The 14812-nt window shown below is 46.4% G+C and carries 15 protein-coding genes; 7 read left to right on the forward strand and 8 right to left on the reverse strand.

From position 1 onward, the window contains the following. Positions 1 to 102: 102 nt before the first annotated feature. From AC1XUF_RS09500 to AC1XUF_RS09525, 6 genes are all read left to right on the forward strand, one after another. Entirely contained in the window at positions 103 to 678 is a 576-nt protein-coding gene (locus tag AC1XUF_RS09500) for a helix-turn-helix domain-containing protein (RefSeq protein WP_483341536.1), read from the forward strand. Between the two features lie 163 nt (positions 679 to 841). Next, complete coding sequence (locus AC1XUF_RS09505; RefSeq protein ID WP_483341537.1) at positions 842 to 1549, forward strand: HAD-IA family hydrolase; 708 nt, start codon at positions 842 to 844, stop codon at positions 1547 to 1549. A 27-nt stretch (positions 1550 to 1576) separates the two neighbouring features. Continuing rightward, the gene (locus tag AC1XUF_RS09510) at positions 1577 to 2707 is read left to right on the forward strand and encodes a TIGR03364 family FAD-dependent oxidoreductase (RefSeq protein WP_483341538.1); all 1131 of its coding nucleotides are present in this window, start codon (positions 1577 to 1579) and stop codon (positions 2705 to 2707) included. Positions 2708 to 2754: 47 nt separating this feature from the next. Then, the gene (locus tag AC1XUF_RS09515) at positions 2755 to 4419 is read left to right on the forward strand and encodes an alkaline phosphatase family protein (protein ID WP_483341539.1); all 1665 of its coding nucleotides are present in this window, start codon (positions 2755 to 2757) and stop codon (positions 4417 to 4419) included. After that, positions 4416 to 5774 (forward strand): aspartate aminotransferase family protein, encoded by a 1359-nt coding sequence (locus AC1XUF_RS09520; RefSeq protein ID WP_483341540.1) that lies wholly within the window; start codon positions 4416 to 4418, stop codon positions 5772 to 5774. Before AC1XUF_RS09515 ends, AC1XUF_RS09520 begins: the two co-directional genes overlap by 4 nt. Positions 5775 to 5792: 18 nt before the next feature. After that, the gene (locus AC1XUF_RS09525) at positions 5793 to 7094 is read left to right on the forward strand and encodes a DUF5690 family protein (protein ID WP_483341541.1); all 1302 of its coding nucleotides are present in this window, start codon (positions 5793 to 5795) and stop codon (positions 7092 to 7094) included. A gap of 83 nt (positions 7095 to 7177) precedes the next feature. Here AC1XUF_RS09525 and AC1XUF_RS09530 read toward each other — a convergent pair whose 3' ends face one another. Both AC1XUF_RS09530 and AC1XUF_RS09535 read right to left on the reverse strand, forming a co-directional pair. Then, entirely contained in the window at positions 7178 to 7552 is a 375-nt protein-coding gene (locus tag AC1XUF_RS09530; protein ID WP_483341542.1) for a hypothetical protein, read from the reverse strand. A 258-nt stretch (positions 7553 to 7810) separates the two neighbouring features. Then, complete coding sequence (locus tag AC1XUF_RS09535; protein ID WP_483341543.1) at positions 7811 to 8317, reverse strand: hypothetical protein; 507 nt, start codon at positions 8315 to 8317, stop codon at positions 7811 to 7813. Between the two features lie 58 nt (positions 8318 to 8375). On the opposite strand from AC1XUF_RS09535, the gene AC1XUF_RS09540 reads away from it, so the two are divergent. Further along, positions 8376 to 9116 (forward strand): endonuclease V, encoded by a 741-nt coding sequence (locus tag AC1XUF_RS09540; RefSeq protein WP_483341544.1) that lies wholly within the window; start codon positions 8376 to 8378, stop codon positions 9114 to 9116. Positions 9117 to 9245: 129 nt separating this feature from the next. Here the strand turns inward: AC1XUF_RS09540 and AC1XUF_RS09545 are convergent, their stop codons facing one another. The 6 genes from AC1XUF_RS09545 to AC1XUF_RS09570 form a co-directional block, all read right to left on the reverse strand. Beyond that, positions 9246 to 10409, reverse strand: a complete 1164-nt coding sequence (locus AC1XUF_RS09545; RefSeq protein ID WP_483341545.1) for a glycoside hydrolase family 18 protein — start codon at positions 10407 to 10409, stop codon at positions 9246 to 9248. Positions 10410 to 10485: 76 nt separating this feature from the next. Beyond that, complete coding sequence (gene ligD, locus AC1XUF_RS09550; protein ID WP_483341546.1) at positions 10486 to 11391, reverse strand: non-homologous end-joining DNA ligase; 906 nt, start codon at positions 11389 to 11391, stop codon at positions 10486 to 10488. Then, complete coding sequence (gene ku, locus AC1XUF_RS09555) at positions 11388 to 12161, reverse strand: non-homologous end joining protein Ku (RefSeq protein ID WP_483341547.1); 774 nt, start codon at positions 12159 to 12161, stop codon at positions 11388 to 11390. The genes ligD and ku overlap by 4 nt, the downstream gene beginning before the upstream one ends. A 117-nt stretch (positions 12162 to 12278) precedes the next feature. Then, positions 12279 to 13031, reverse strand: a complete 753-nt coding sequence (locus tag AC1XUF_RS09560) for a LytR/AlgR family response regulator transcription factor (protein ID WP_483341548.1) — start codon at positions 13029 to 13031, stop codon at positions 12279 to 12281. 7 nt (positions 13032 to 13038) lie between these two features. Next, the gene (locus AC1XUF_RS09565; RefSeq protein WP_483341549.1) at positions 13039 to 14106 is read right to left on the reverse strand and encodes a sensor histidine kinase; all 1068 of its coding nucleotides are present in this window, start codon (positions 14104 to 14106) and stop codon (positions 13039 to 13041) included. Between the two features lie 42 nt (positions 14107 to 14148). Beyond that, the gene (locus AC1XUF_RS09570) at positions 14149 to 14802 is read right to left on the reverse strand and encodes a hypothetical protein (protein ID WP_483341550.1); all 654 of its coding nucleotides are present in this window, start codon (positions 14800 to 14802) and stop codon (positions 14149 to 14151) included. Between the last annotated feature and the right edge of the window lie 10 nt (positions 14803 to 14812).

Genomic DNA, 14812 nt, shown 5'->3' on the forward strand with positions numbered 1-14812 from the left:
TTTCCAAAGGCTTCTTTTTACGGGTTTTCGCATATTTTCAGATTAAAACTTACCTTGTTGTTACATTGAGTCCAATCAAAAAATATAAACAGCTCTTATAGGATGCAGGAGGATATTCTTTTCCAGATCAGTAATAAGCTCAAAGAGGTAAGAAAAAATAAGGGGGTTACTCTTCAGGAAATTGCGGACGAAGCCGGGGTGACCAAAAGCCTTGTTTCCCAAATTGAAAACAGCCGGACGATCCCTTCCTTGCCTGTAATGCTCGGGCTGATCAAGGCCCTGGACATCGATTTGAATGTCTTTTTTAAGGATATTATTTCAACAGCGCCCGGAGAAAATGTGTTGATCCGCAGGAAAGAAGATTATCAGCCTTTTACCAAGGAAAACGCGAAGGGGTTTTATTACCAGCGGATATTCAGTAAGCAGTTCAAGGACAATCACATAGATGTAGTCTTGCTCCGGTTGGAAAAAGATGCAAAGCGCCCGATGGTGCGTACCAATGCTTTTGAATTCAAATATGTGCTGCAGGGCTCCGTGGAATATACCGTGGGCAAAAACAAATATGTGCTGAACCAGGGCGACTCGATGTTTTTCGATGCCAATGAACTCCATAACCCCAAGTGTGTGAACGGAGATGAGGTATTGCTGCTGGTTATCTACTTTTTTAACGAGGCTTAGCGCTATTGAGCCGGATTGAATTTAGTCCTGAAAACTTCAACAAAAGTTCAATATTAATTAACATTTCGGTAATGTATTTTTCGGCAATAGTCTCTATTTTTGCTATATACATGAAATACTGTATTCATATGTTCAGTATTAGTTCACCAATTATAGTAAGACAATGTCAATAGAACTGGTTGTTTTTGACATGGCGGGAACCACTGTCAGGGATAAGAATTTTGTCGGCATCGCCTTTCAGCAGGCGATGCAATCGCAAGGTTATGATATAGCAATTGAAGATGTTAACCCGCTGATGGGTTATGAGAAGCCGCTGGCTATCAAAATGATGCTTGAAGCCAGGGAGTCAGACAAGGCAAAAATGACGAATGAGCTGGTGGACCGGATCCATACCCACTTCGTGGAAGGGATGATTGCGTTTTATAAAACCACCCAGGAAATCGCGCCGCTTCCGCATGTGGAAGAGACGTTTGCAGCCTTACGGGCAGATGGTATCAAAATCGCCCTCAACACGGGTTTTTCACGTGATATAGCGGATGTGATCATTGATCGCCTGGGCTGGGCTGATCGGATTGACATGATGGTGGCAAGTGATGAAGTGGCGTCTGGCCGTCCCTATCCGGATATGATCCGGAAAATTATGGCAAAGCTGGGTGTCGAATCTGCCGAGAGTATCGCTAAGGTTGGAGATACGGAAGTGGATATAAATGAAGGTCTTAACGCCGGTTGCAAATACGTGATCGGGATCACTACCGGGGCGTTTACCCGTGAGGAATTGCTTCCCTATAAGCCGACGCACATCATCGACGATATCTCGGACGTGATCGGGATCATTTCTGCAAGTCACGCCTTTGTGGCTCAAAAGGGTTAATCTGAATATCAATTTAAATCCATTGGAATGAGTAAATCTGCGATTGTGATCGGGGCGGGGATCGTCGGGCTGGCGACCGCGAGGGCCTTAGCTGCAAGAGGTTATCAGGTTACCGTGATAGAAAGGTCTTCGAAGGCGGTAGGCGCTTCCATCCGGAATTTCGGAATGGTGTGGCCCATCGGGCAGCCCGAAGGTAAATTGTATGAGAGAGCGCTTCATGCAAAAAGTATCTGGAAAGAGACACTTGCCGGGGCGAAATGCTGGTCGTATGAAGGCGGAAGCTTGCATATGGCCTATCAGAACGATGAACTGGAAGTGCTGCAACAGTTTGTGGACGTAAGCCCTTATCGCCCGGTGCGTGTGCTCAGTGCTGCTGAAACATTGGAGAAATCACCAGCCGTAAACGGAACAGGATTGCTGGGTTCGCTGTATTCCGCGGACGAAATGATCGTCGATCCGCGGGAAGCCATTGCCGCAATACCTGGTTATCTGGCTGACGAACTGGGGGTAACCTTCATCTGGGACACAGCGATTTCCGAAGTTTCGTATCCCAATGTACTTTCAGGCACAAAAAGCTGGTCTGCGGATGAAATTTTCGTCTGCAGCGGACAGGATTTTGAAACATTATACCCCGAGGAATTTTCCTTAGCGCCATTAACCAAATGTAAACTGCAAATGCTGCGTCTGGAAGCACAGCCCGATAATTGGAAAATTGGCCCGGCCCTCTGCGGCGGACTTTCTTTGATCCATTACCACGGGTTCAAGGCGGCAGCATCGTTGCCCGGCCTGAAAGCCAGGTATGAAGCCGAATATGCCGAGTATTTGAAATGGGGGATTCACGTCATGGCATCTCAAAACGGCTTGGGCGAAATTACAGTGGGCGACTCCCACGAATATGCGCTGACTTTCGATCCGTTCGACCGGGAATTTATCAATACCATGATCCTGGACTATCTGGCGACATTTGCGCAGTTCAAATCACCCAAGGTTTTCCAGACCTGGCACGGCATCTATCCCAAAATGACCAATGGAGCCACCGAGATCGTTATCAAGCCGGAAAACGGCGTGACGATTATCAACGGGTTGGGTGGTAACGGAATGACCTTATCCTTCGGCCTCTGCGACGAAGTAGTAGCGGGTAATTACTCCCCTTTATAAACTTAATACCCGACCTAATCCTCCTTAACCCTTAACCCTTTCCTATTATGTCCTTCAAAACCGCATGTTTGCTGTCAGCTACCTTGCTGTTTTCAATGTCTTGTAAAGAAAAGTCAGACGAAAAGCCTGCCGGGATCGAGCATGTCATCGTGATCGGTGTCGATGGGCTGAGTCCCGACGGTATTAAAAAAGCCGAAACGCCTGTGATCGACGATATGATCGCAAACGGCAGTGTGAAATGGAATGTGCGGACTGTCCTTACCTCGTCCAGCAGCCAGAACTGGGCTTCTATGATCATGGGCGCTGGCCCGGAGCAGCACGGTGTCATCAACAATGACTGGGAAATGGATGATCATACCCTCCCGCCCATCGTCAATGAGGCAGACGGACGCTTCCCCACCATCTTCAGTATTTTACACAAAGCCAAACCCGAAGCCGAAATTGGCGCTGTGTATCATTGGGATGGCTTTGGAAGGTTGTTTCAGAAAAACGCAGTAAATTATGACAAGCGTTTTTCTACGGAAGATTCCACTGCCGCCGATTTTATCAATTATATCAAAACAAAAAAAACGGTGCTTGGCTTTGTGCATTTCGACCATGTCGATCATGCGGGACATCACAGTGGGCACGGTTCCGACGAATATTATAAATCCGTGACTAAAGCGGATTCGCTGATCGGGAAGATTCTGGCAGGAATTAAAGAGGCGGGGATGATGGACAAAACATTGGTAATCCTCTGGGCGGATCACGGCGGTATTGGTTACGGACATGGAGGTGCAACGCCGCAAGAGGCTGAAATTGCCGGCGTTTTTTATGGAGCTGATGTTAAAAAAGGATATCAGATAGAGCAACAGGTTTACACCTATGACCTGGCTTCAACGATGGCATTTGCATTGGGCATCCAGCAACCTTATGCCTGGACCGGCCGACCGGTTAAAGCGGCTTTTGAAGGATTTAAGGAGCCTCAAAACCTCTGGCTTGGTGAAAAAGCGGTGGAAGCCCCGGTTATTTATCCGGACAGGAAATTATATCAGCAGGCTGGTGGGTTGTATATTGACGAAACCCCGACTGTCAAGATCGAGCGCCGAGTGGATAAAAGCACTACCAGGTACACCACAGATGGTTCGAACCCGGATGCGAAGTCGCCTGTCTATGAAAAGCCCTTTACTTTAAATAAAACATCGGTTGTAAAAGCAAGGACGTATGACGAAAAAGGAAATCCAAGCATGCTCACTACGGCTTATTTCAGAATAGTAAAGTCAGGTTTGGGTAATGGGTTGTCCGCTACTTTTTACCAGGGCGACGATCTGAGAAAACTGCCTGATTTATCCAAAATGAAAAAAGGCGCTTCATGGACAAGTCCTGAATTTGTGTTGGAGCGTGATCAGATCAATAGGCTGGTCGCAAAAGACAAGGAAAGTTTCGCAGTTAAATTTGAAGGTTTTATCTTCATTGAGCAGCCTGGAAAATACCTTTTCACTACGCAGTCCGACGATGGCAGCAAATTGTATGTAGACGGAAAAGAAGTGGTGGATAATGACGGCAACCATGGTGTGAAGGAGGAAACCGGTACCATCGAGCTCACGGCAGGGAAACATCCGATCCGGGTGGAATATTATAATAATGGCGGCGGATTTTGGCTGGATGCGTTTTACAAAGGCCCGGGCATTGCAAAACAATTAATCCCGGCTGATAAATTGTTTATCAAATGATCGAAGCACACAACAGAACGGAAGGCGATATCAATTTGTCATCGGCGAGGCGGGATTGGTATTCGGTGATCAGCGATCCCGAAACAGTTTCATATTTACATGAGGACGAGGAGCATTTTCTGCACCAATCACTTTCTACACCTTGTCTGGATGTGCTGGCTTCCTGTGAAGGCATTTACCTGACAGATATCCAGGGAAAGAAGTACATGGATTTTCACGGTAACAATGTGCATCAGCTGGGTTACCGTAATGCATATATTGTTGAAAAGCTGAAAGAGCAGATGGATATCCTGCCTTTTTCTCCGAGGAGATATACCAATGTTCCGGCGATCGAACTGGCTAAGAAACTGGGAAGCCTGCTTCCTGGTGATCTGAACCGTGTTTTGTTTGCGCCGGGAGGTACTTCGGCGATCAGTATGGCATTGAAGCTGGCGCGGATCGTGACCGGGAAACATAAGGTGATTTCGCTTTGGGATTCATTTCATGGCGCTTCGCTGGACGCGATTTCTGCTGGCGGCGAGCTGGATTTCAGAAAGGATATGGGGCCTATGATGCCTGGAGTAGAAAGGATCCCGCCGCCAATGACTTACCGAGGCCCATTTGCCGATGCCCGTAACGGCGACTTGCCTTACGCGGATTACCTGGAATATGTTATTGAAAAAGAGGGTGATATTGGCGCATTTATCATTGAGACCATCCGGAATACCGATGTCCAGATTCCGTCTCTGGCATATTGGCAAAGAGTGCGGCAGATTTGCACCAAACACAATGTGCTACTGATTTTGGACGAAATACCTATCGCGTTTGGCCGGACCGGCAAAATGTTCGCATTTGAATTGTATGGGATTGAGCCGGATATCATTTGTCTCGGCAAAGGGCTGGGCGGCGGTATCATGCCGATGGCGGCAATCGTTGCGCGGGACCGTTACAATGTGGCGCAGAGCGTTTCTCTGGGACATTTTACGCATGAGAAAAGTCCGCTCGGAAGCGTGGCAGCATTGGCGATGCTGGAATATATCGAGCAAAATCACGTGCTTGCCAAAGTGGAAGAGGATGCATTGTTTATGCAGGCCGCCTTGAGAAAACTGAAAGAGAAGTTCCCTTTAATAGGCGATATCCGTGGCGTGGGCTTGTTATGGGGGATCGAACTGGTGAAAAACCGCGAAACGAGGGTGAAGGCTGTCAGGCAGGCAGAAGTCGTGATGTATGAATGTTTGAAAAATGGCCTTAGCTTTAAAGTTTCGCAGGGTAATGTACTGCAGTTATCGCCCCCGCTTATCATCACCCGCGACGAGCTCACCAAAGCCGTGCAGATCCTGGAAGATGCACTGGAAAAAGCATCTGAACTAGTTTAACCCCTCAAAATAAAGGTTATGCGCCTGAAAGAATCACTCCTTCGTTCCAATACTTTCTTTATTATTTGGGCGCTGGTAGCCTCTTTCGGGGCGTATTTCTGCATGTATGCGTTCCGGAAGCCTTTCAATGCCGGACTTTACAAAGGCTACGAATTGTGGGATATGAGCTATAAGGCTATTCTCATTATTTCCCAGGTTGCCGGCTATACGCTTTCCAAGTTTGCCGGGATCAAGATCATTTCAGAGTTGAAAGCCAGTTCCAGGATTACGCTGGTCATTGGGCTGATCCTCTTTGCGGAAGCGGCGCTGCTTTTCTTCGGCCTTGTCCCTTATCCGTATAATTTTGTTTTCCTGTTTTTCAATGGACTGCCGCTGGGGATGGTATGGGGCGTGATTTTTAGTTTCCTGGAAGGCCGGAAATTTACGGAAATGCTTTCGATGGGATTGAATATCAGCGTGGTAATCGCTTCCGGTATCCTGAAAACGACTTACATTGAAGTGCATACGTTGCTCCCGGCAGTCTCCGAGTTCTGGATGCCGTTTTTGATGGGGTTGCTTTTTCTGCCGCTATTCCTGCTTTTTGTGTGGATGTTATCTGTTATTCCCCAGCCTACCGAGGAGGATATCAGGCTGCGGACTGAGCGGCTTCCGATGAGTAAACACGACAAGGCGCTCGTGATGAAGCAATTGGGTTTTCCGATCATTTGCATTGTCGTCTTTTACGCCGCATTGGTCGTCGTGCGCGATTTTCGGGACAATTTTACCATCGAGATCTGGAACGAAATTGAGGCGAAATGGAGCAGCAGCGTATTGGCCACCACTGAAATGATCACCGGGCTGATCGTCCTGATCGTGATTGGTTCACTGGCATTCGTACGGGATAACCTGATCGGTTTCCGGCTCACGAACCTGATCCTGCTCTCCGCAGTTTCACTGATCGGGCTTTCTACTTATCTATTTGAAAAAGGGCTGATCAGCGGGTACTACTGGATGCTGTTGATTGGATTGGGTATGTTCCTGGCTTACACCATTTTACAAACCGTTGTCTTTGATCGTATGATCGCTTTGCTGCGTGTGAAGGCTAATGCGGGTTACTTTGTATATATCTGCGAAAGCATAGGTTATTTGGGCAGCGTTGGATTATTGCTTTACAAGGAATTCTTTATGAAAGAGCTGAGCTGGTCACACGTGCTGACGCAGTTTGCGTATTTACAGTTTGGGGTCGGCGCGGTCCTGCTGATATTAAGCCACATTTACTTTGAGCGCTACCGTATCAATAACCTGGGCCGGGCGAATAGCCCGAGTCTTGCGACCGTCTGATTTTCAATTTCGGGCATAAAAAAAGGAGAATCAATTGTTCTCCTTTTTAAATCTCAATTTCACCTTTCTTATTCTATTTCAACTTATTTTGTCACTTTAAGATCTACGATGGCGGCTTTCTGTGCCGGGCTATATTGTGCGTAGTCGTTTGCTGAATTTACGTTTTGAGGTGCCGGCGTTTCGATTGCAGGAGTTGGGGCGGGTAAAGCGATTTTAGATTCCGCGGTCCCTTCATTTTCTGATATGGAAAGCCCCACGATTGCCGCTTTTTGTGCCGGTGTGTATTTTGTATACTCGTTGTTCATTTTAGAACTTTCCGGTGCCGGTGTTTCGATTACGAGATTTGAAGCAGGCAATGCCAATTTGGTTTCTGTTTTGGTTTCTTCATTGCTGTCAGCAAATGCCAAAGTAGTACTGAGCGCCAGTGCGCAAACGAATGTTGTGATTAAGTTTTTCATAGCTATATATGTTTTAAATCTTGTCTTTGTCTTATTTGACTCTGCAAATCTAAATCCAATTTCTGATAGCGTTTTAAGATATTTTAATAAGTGATCTAACGGTATGTTGAATGGTTTTTATTGATGATGAGCAGTTTGTGATCGTTTCTCTGGCCAAATATTATTTGGTTGAGAATTTAAATAGCTATAAAGAAATGAAAGGTTAATATTTTAAAAGTTCAATTTTGTTCGAAATCGGACCGGCCGCAATATCGAGTGCTACTTGGTTTTCGCTTTGATCAGGATGTAATCAAGGTGATTGCCGGATGCAAATGCGGAGATCTGGGTATACTTTTCATAATTGTCCCACCTTTTTAATCCGTCTTCATCTAATTTAGGGTCAATGTTTTCTTTCAAATTCAAGAGGCCCAGAATAACCCGGTCCTCGAAATCATAATCCGAGAGGCCTTTAAGCATAATCCGGTCTGCAATTTCATTGATGAAAATGATCTCAATTTTGCCCTCCCGGTAGGTGATTTTCGGGCATTTATCACAACCGGCTTCCTCATCTTTGTAGTAACTGTCCAGATTGCCTTTGCCTAGTACCGCCTCCACTTCGTCCTGGTTCCTGAATGCAACCTGGGCAAGATCCAACTCGACTATGACAGGCGCATTTTCGTCATGTTCGTTGAGCACAAAGAATTTTACAAAAATGGCGATGAGAATTACGATAAATGCGATAAACTTCCAATTTGCCCATTTGCGCTTAACGGTAGCATGTTCCATGAAGATGGTCTGGTTTTTTATATAACTGAATTAATTACAACACTAACAACGAAATATCATGCCAGCTGAATTAATCCAGACAACGCAGACGCCGGAATCCAATTACGATCAACTGACGATTGCTGAGGCCACTCAGATTCAGCAGGAATTGAAAAAATACCTGAAACTGAACGCATTTCAGAAGCCGGTGACCACCATAGCCGGGGCGGATATCTCCTTATCCCTTTACAGCGAAACCGTGTATGCGGGAATGGTTATTCTGAGTTTCCCGGATTTAATACCGTTGGCTTATTCGCTTGTGAAGAGCAGTACGATCTTTCCCTATGTGCCGGGTTACCTCGCATTTCGCGAAATTCCTTCACTGTTAAAGGTTTATGAGCAAATTCCAATTAAGCCGGATATGGTGATGTTTGATGGGAATGGCATCCTGCACTCGCGGCGAATGGGCATTGCATCCCATTTTGGGGTCTTGACCGGAGCGGTTACAATGGGTTGCGCCAAGAAGAAACTTGCCGGGAAGTACGAGGATCCCGGAGAGGATAAGAACGAATTTTCGATGGTGACTGACAAAGGCGAAGTGATTGGATACGCGTTGCGAACCAAGCAGCATGTGAAGCCCGTCTTCATTTCTCCGGGTAACAATATGAGCCTGCAGGACAGCCTCGAATTGGCCATGAAATGTACTGGAAAGCATCGCTTGCCGGAACCGACCCGGAGAGCGCACGAATTTGTGAATTTATTCCGGACAGGCGAGCTGCAGGAGGGTTACCACGAAGTGAAAGAGCTGCGGTTGTTTTGACGTGGATCGTGCCCGCCAAAGGCGGAGAGCCAGAGACCGGTTCTTACCCGGTGCGGCGTGCAGCTTGTATTGACGGATTGAGATCCGTCTTGAGGAATTGCCGGGGCCTCTGGCTCTTGGGAAAATCAGTTATTTCATAACGTCGTGAATTGCATGCAGGAGGTAATGCTTGGGATCCGAGTCGTACTCCCAGAACATCACGCCGCCTAGTTTGTGGTCTAACACATATTTGCATTTTTCTTTCACCGATTCTTCGTCTTCGTACATCAGGATTTCGCCGGTGGTTTCATTGACGAGATAGGGAACCTTGGCCACTTCGTCACGGAAGGCTTTAAAGCCCTTCTGGTTAACCAGGCTGTCTTTAAAATACGTATAACCTTCGCGGTATTGCTGCGACTGCTGTTTTTGGCCAAAGCCTTTTTCAAGCTTGGCCACTTTAAACATCCGGCCATAAAACGGAATCCCCACCACCAATTTTTCCAATGGGACACCGGCTTCGTTGAAAGCTTTTACTGCCTTATCTACGGAATGTTGAGAGTTGTATTTGTCGCTCTGGTAAAGATTGGCGTGGTGTACTACGGTATCGCCCTGGAAAAGATCATACGTCATTAAATTCACATAATCCAGGTAACTTGCCGCTTTGCCCATTTCAGTAGTGTTGAGGAATGAAATGAAACCAGCCGTTGCGGTGGTCAGCAATTTCTTTTTGCCCGTTTCTTCGTCCAGTAAGTCCAGTTCGTTGCGTAATGCCTTGAACATCAGCGTATAGTTCTGCTTATCTTCGGGCCGGTAGATATTGCCTTCTTCACCCGGAATTCCCGGATATTCCCAGTCGATATCGACACCGTCCAGGTTGTATTTTTTGATGATATCGACTGCGCTTTTGGCAAAAATCTTGCGGGATTCGTCTGTCAAAACAGCATCGGAGAAGTTTTCGCTCCATGTCCAGCCGCCGAGGGAAATGAGGATTTTGAGGTCCGGATTTTTTTCTTTCAGTAAATTGAGGTTGCGGAAGTTGGTAGTATCTGTCTTCATGTTGGACAGAAAGGCTTTGCCGTCTTTGACGTCGACAAAAGCGTAGTTGATGTGCGTCAGTTTATCGGCTTCGATGTTTTTGGTATCCAATAAACCGTGAAAACCGCCTACATAGCCTATCACGACGGCCTTCTTTTTCGGGGTTTCGGCCACTCCCTCTTTTTGATGTTCTGATTTGCAGCCAGAAATCAGGGATGTGAACGAAAGGGCGATAAAGAGCGAGAAACAGAGGCTTCTTTTTGTTTTCGACGGGAGCATAGGTATTTGGAATAGTTGAGGCAATAAAGTAAATATTACTTCAAATCAACTCCTAATCTGCGCCTGAAGAAAATGCTTAATCCTCCGTTTCGTGCGGGGTTTCGAGCTTTTTCATGACTTTATGCAAATCAATGCCTTTGCCCAGAATGCCTTTGAACAGGTCGCCTTTTTCCTCTACCCTAGGCAGCATGTTTTTAATCGTAAAATCCTTCGGGCTCAAACCGTGCTTCATTTCGCTCCATTCCAACGGAGCCGAAACCGTTGCGCCGGGTTTCGGGCGTACGCTGTATGCGCTCGCTAGCGTCTGGCCGATCCTGTTCTGGAGGAAATCAACATAAATGTGGTTTTTCTTTCTTTTCGAAAGTGAACGTTCCAGAGTGGTCAGAGTCGGTAAGTAATCGGTTACCATGCTGGCCAGGATCTGGGCAAAATTTTTGGCCTCATCGTAGCTGTATTTTTTACCAAAGGGAATATAAACATGCAGTCCGCTCGAACCAGAAGTTTTGCAATAGCCTTCCACCCCGATCTGGTCAAGTATTTCCTTGATAGTCAGCGCAACGTCCACGACATCATTGAAAGTGTTTTTGTCAGACGGGTCGATGTCCATCACAATGTAATCCGGATGGTCGAGTTTGTTGATGGTAGAATTCCAAGGATTCATTTCGATGGAACCAAGGTTACCAACATACAGCAGCGTTTCGACATCATTGCAGATGATGTAGTTGACCATTTTACCGGTCGATTCCGCGTGGATTTCAAACGTTTTCACCCAATCCGGAACATGGTCGCCGGCATCTTTCTGGAAAAAGCCTTCGTCTTGGATTCCATTGGGCTGTCGCCGGAGGGACAGGGGCCTGTTTTTGAGATAGGGAAGAATGTAAGGAGCGATTTTACTGTAATATTCGAGCATATCACCTTTGCTGATTTTTTCATCCGGCCAATAGATCTTGTCCAGATGTGTCAGTTCCGCTTTCTTTTTCACGATGCTTTGCGTTTAGGGGCGGCCAGACTTTCTTTCAGTTGGGCCATGAGATCTTTGCTTTTAGAATGGACAATCTTCATTTTCGGCGCGGCTGGTTTTTTGCCTTTGGCCTTCGCCATGATCAGTTTCAGCAGGTTTTCATTGTATGTATCCTTGTATCGGCCAATATCAAAATCTGTTGTAAGCTGTTCGATCAGCTGGATTGCCATGTTCATTTCGGCGGGCTTCACCTTGATATCCGGAATGTTGAGGTCCTCGGTGTCCCGGATTTCTTCCTGGAAACGGATTTTATTCAGGATCAATAAATCATCCTGCGGCTTAATCAGTACCAGGCTTTCCCGGTTTCGGAGCACATAAGTCCCTAAGCCGGCTTTGCCTGTTTTTTTTAATGCTTCTCGCAGCAACGCATAAGGTTTAGCACCTGATTTTTCGGGCTGGAGATAGTAGGGGGTTTCGTAGTAGATACTGTCGATCTCTTTTTCATTGATGAATTCAGCAATCTCGATGATCTTGGTTTTTTCCGGACTGGCTTTTTCAAAATCCTTTTCATCCAAAACCACATATTCTTCATCTACCTTGTAGCCTCTCACAATGTTTTCCCATTCTACCTCTTTGCCGGTATTGGCATTGACACGCTGGAATTTGATGTTTGCGTGGTCTTTCTTATCCAGCATATCCAGGTCCAGTTCGCTGCCCTGCGTTGCGCTGAATAATTTAACGGGAATATTAACGAGGCCGAACCCAATCGCCCCGGACCATATTGCTCTCATAATCTGTTTGAAAAGGTTTATGAGAACGAATACTCAAAACTCGTGCCTTAAGGTTTTGCCACGGATACACCGCGCGGCCGCCGCGCGGTGTATCCGTGGCATCAAAAAAGCAGCAACCTACTGCCCCAACCAATCCTTAAAACTCCCCATCTTCTCCCGACTGATCAGAATATCATGATCCGTACAGTTTTCAAGATGAATCTTCAACCGACTATTAGAGTAAGTAAAAACATCCTTGATCGCCCCAATCGAGCTGATATACTTCCGGTTCAGCCTGAAAAACAGTTCCGGTGAAACCATATCTTCAATTTCGTCGAGCGTATAGTCTATGATGTATTTTCTGGATTGTCTGGTTTGCAGCAAAGTCACCTTATCCTCGCTGAAAAAGAAGGCGACGTCCGAAATATCCACGGTTTGAATGCGCTCCCCGATTTTGACGAGAAACCGGGTTTTGAATGTCCTGGCAGCTGGTTGAAGCAGATTTCGAATTTGGTCCAGTGAAATCGCAGGCTCTTTTCGTCCAGCCTGGAATTTGTCCAATGCATTACCCAGCTCCTCGGGATCGACTGGTTTTAGTAAATAATCAATGCTATTGAGTTTGAATGCCTTGATTGCGTACTGATCGTAAGCCGTGCAGAAGATAATTGGCGCAGTAACTTTTACTTTTTCAAAAATTTCAAAACTGATCCCGTCGGCGAGCTGGATATCCAGAAATACCAGATCGGGCTGAGGATTTTTACTGAACCAATCTACCGAGGCTGTAACAGTATCCAGGTTACCCAGGATCTCAGATTGCGGCAGTTTTTCGGAAATCAGTTGCGTGAGGCGTCGCGCGGCAGGTTTTTCGTCCTCGATGATCAGAATTTTCATGGAATAGTTAAGCAATTTTCAACAATGGCAATTTCACAGCGAAGAACATCCCGTCATTCGAAACAGAAATTCGTTCTGGGCAAAGCAATTCATACCTCTTACTAATGTTGGAGAGTCCAATCCCCGCCGATTCCCCGGGCATACTGCTTTTTAGCTGGAGATTATTCCGGACCACCAATTCATTGTTTTCCAGTGTGATGCGGATTTTTAGCGGATTTCCGACTGACGCAATGTTATGCTTGACCGCATTTTCCAATAGCAATTGGAGCGACAGCGGAGGCAGGTAACCTGATTGATTGTCAGGAACAAGGATTTCATATTGCAAACTTTCCTCAAACCGGATCTTCTGCAGCGACAGATAGTTCTCCGCAAATTCCAGTTCCTTTTCCAGGGTTACCAGTTCTTCCTGCTGAACATCCAGTACGTACCGGTAAATTTTTGACAGCTTATTGATAAACCTTGCAGCAGTGTCCGCATTTTCATAAACGAGGTTGCTCAAAACGTTCAGTGAGTTGAATAGAAAGTGCGGGTTCAGCTGGTCTTTGAGGGATTGGAATTGCTGAGCAAAACGCTCTGTTTTCAACTGTTCGGCTTCGATGGCCGCGTTTCTCCATTCTATTAAAAACGATCGGCTGATTAGGATAAAACTGATGACGAAAGAAATCTGCATAGGATATTTCGTCCACTTGACCAGGTCTTTCCACGGAATATCATGCCATGTGAATGCTTCTCGCAGCAGGTAAAGGTCAAGGAAAATGATGATGAAACTGGTGACGAAAACGTATAGGAAATAACACAAACATTCCAATATCAGCCTTTTGATGGGGAATTCGATCCAGGAAATCGTCCTGTCGAAATAATCTTCAAAGAGGAAACCGCCGTAGCTCAGTACGCAGGACATCACAAACGAGATCAGTATATCGTCCCAAATCGCTTTCAACCCGTCCAGGCTAAGGAAGCATTCGGGACAACCGAGTAATGCAAGCCCCAGTGCAATCAGCAGGTTGACGCCCAAAAAGGCAGGGGAAAAATTCCAGAATTTTTTGGTGCCTTTGGTCGATTTCTTGCCCAGCATATCGGAAGCGCAGTTTACAGGTTAAGTTACAGGCGGGGATTCTTACTTGCAATTTTTGACCATTCGGTCCGCGAGGTTTTTTCCCCAGGTTGGTAAGATAGCGGCTTTTAATGCTTGCTCATCCTGGGAGGCAAATATATCGGCGCTTTGCTTTGCCAACCCACATGCTTTTTCAGTGCCTGATCCAAAGAATTTGGCCATACCCGCTTCCATTTGCGCCATCAGTACCAAAGCGCGTGGGTTTTTATGATCAATGCCCAAAGCCCGGCCGAACGTTTGCATCACCTGTCCCGATAAGCTTTGTCCCCTGCTGGCTGGGTCTGCACTCAATTTCGCCATGGTCACAAATCCCTGTAAAGTCACGATTTCCACATTATTGGGCGAGATACCCTCTGCTTTTTTGACCAGTTCGTCGGCTTTTGCGAGTGCCTGGTCTTTTTTGTCCAGCGTCAGAGTGCCGTTGAGGCCCTGATAGGTGTAAGCCAGTGATTGATAATAAAGCGGCTGCCATTCATTCGGGTTCAGTTCGACGATTCTTGCAAATGCATTGGCCGATTGCTGCAACTGGGGCAGGGAGTCGGATTCTATGAGCTTGGCAATTTCCTTTTTCATGGCTTTTTGATAAGGCGAATCCTGGGCGATGGCAGAAAATACAGTCAGGAGCAGGAGTGTCAGGGTAATGGTTAGCTTTTTCATCTTGTTGGTT

It is taken from the genome of Dyadobacter sp. HNCC25DJ185, from assembly GCF_056895195.1.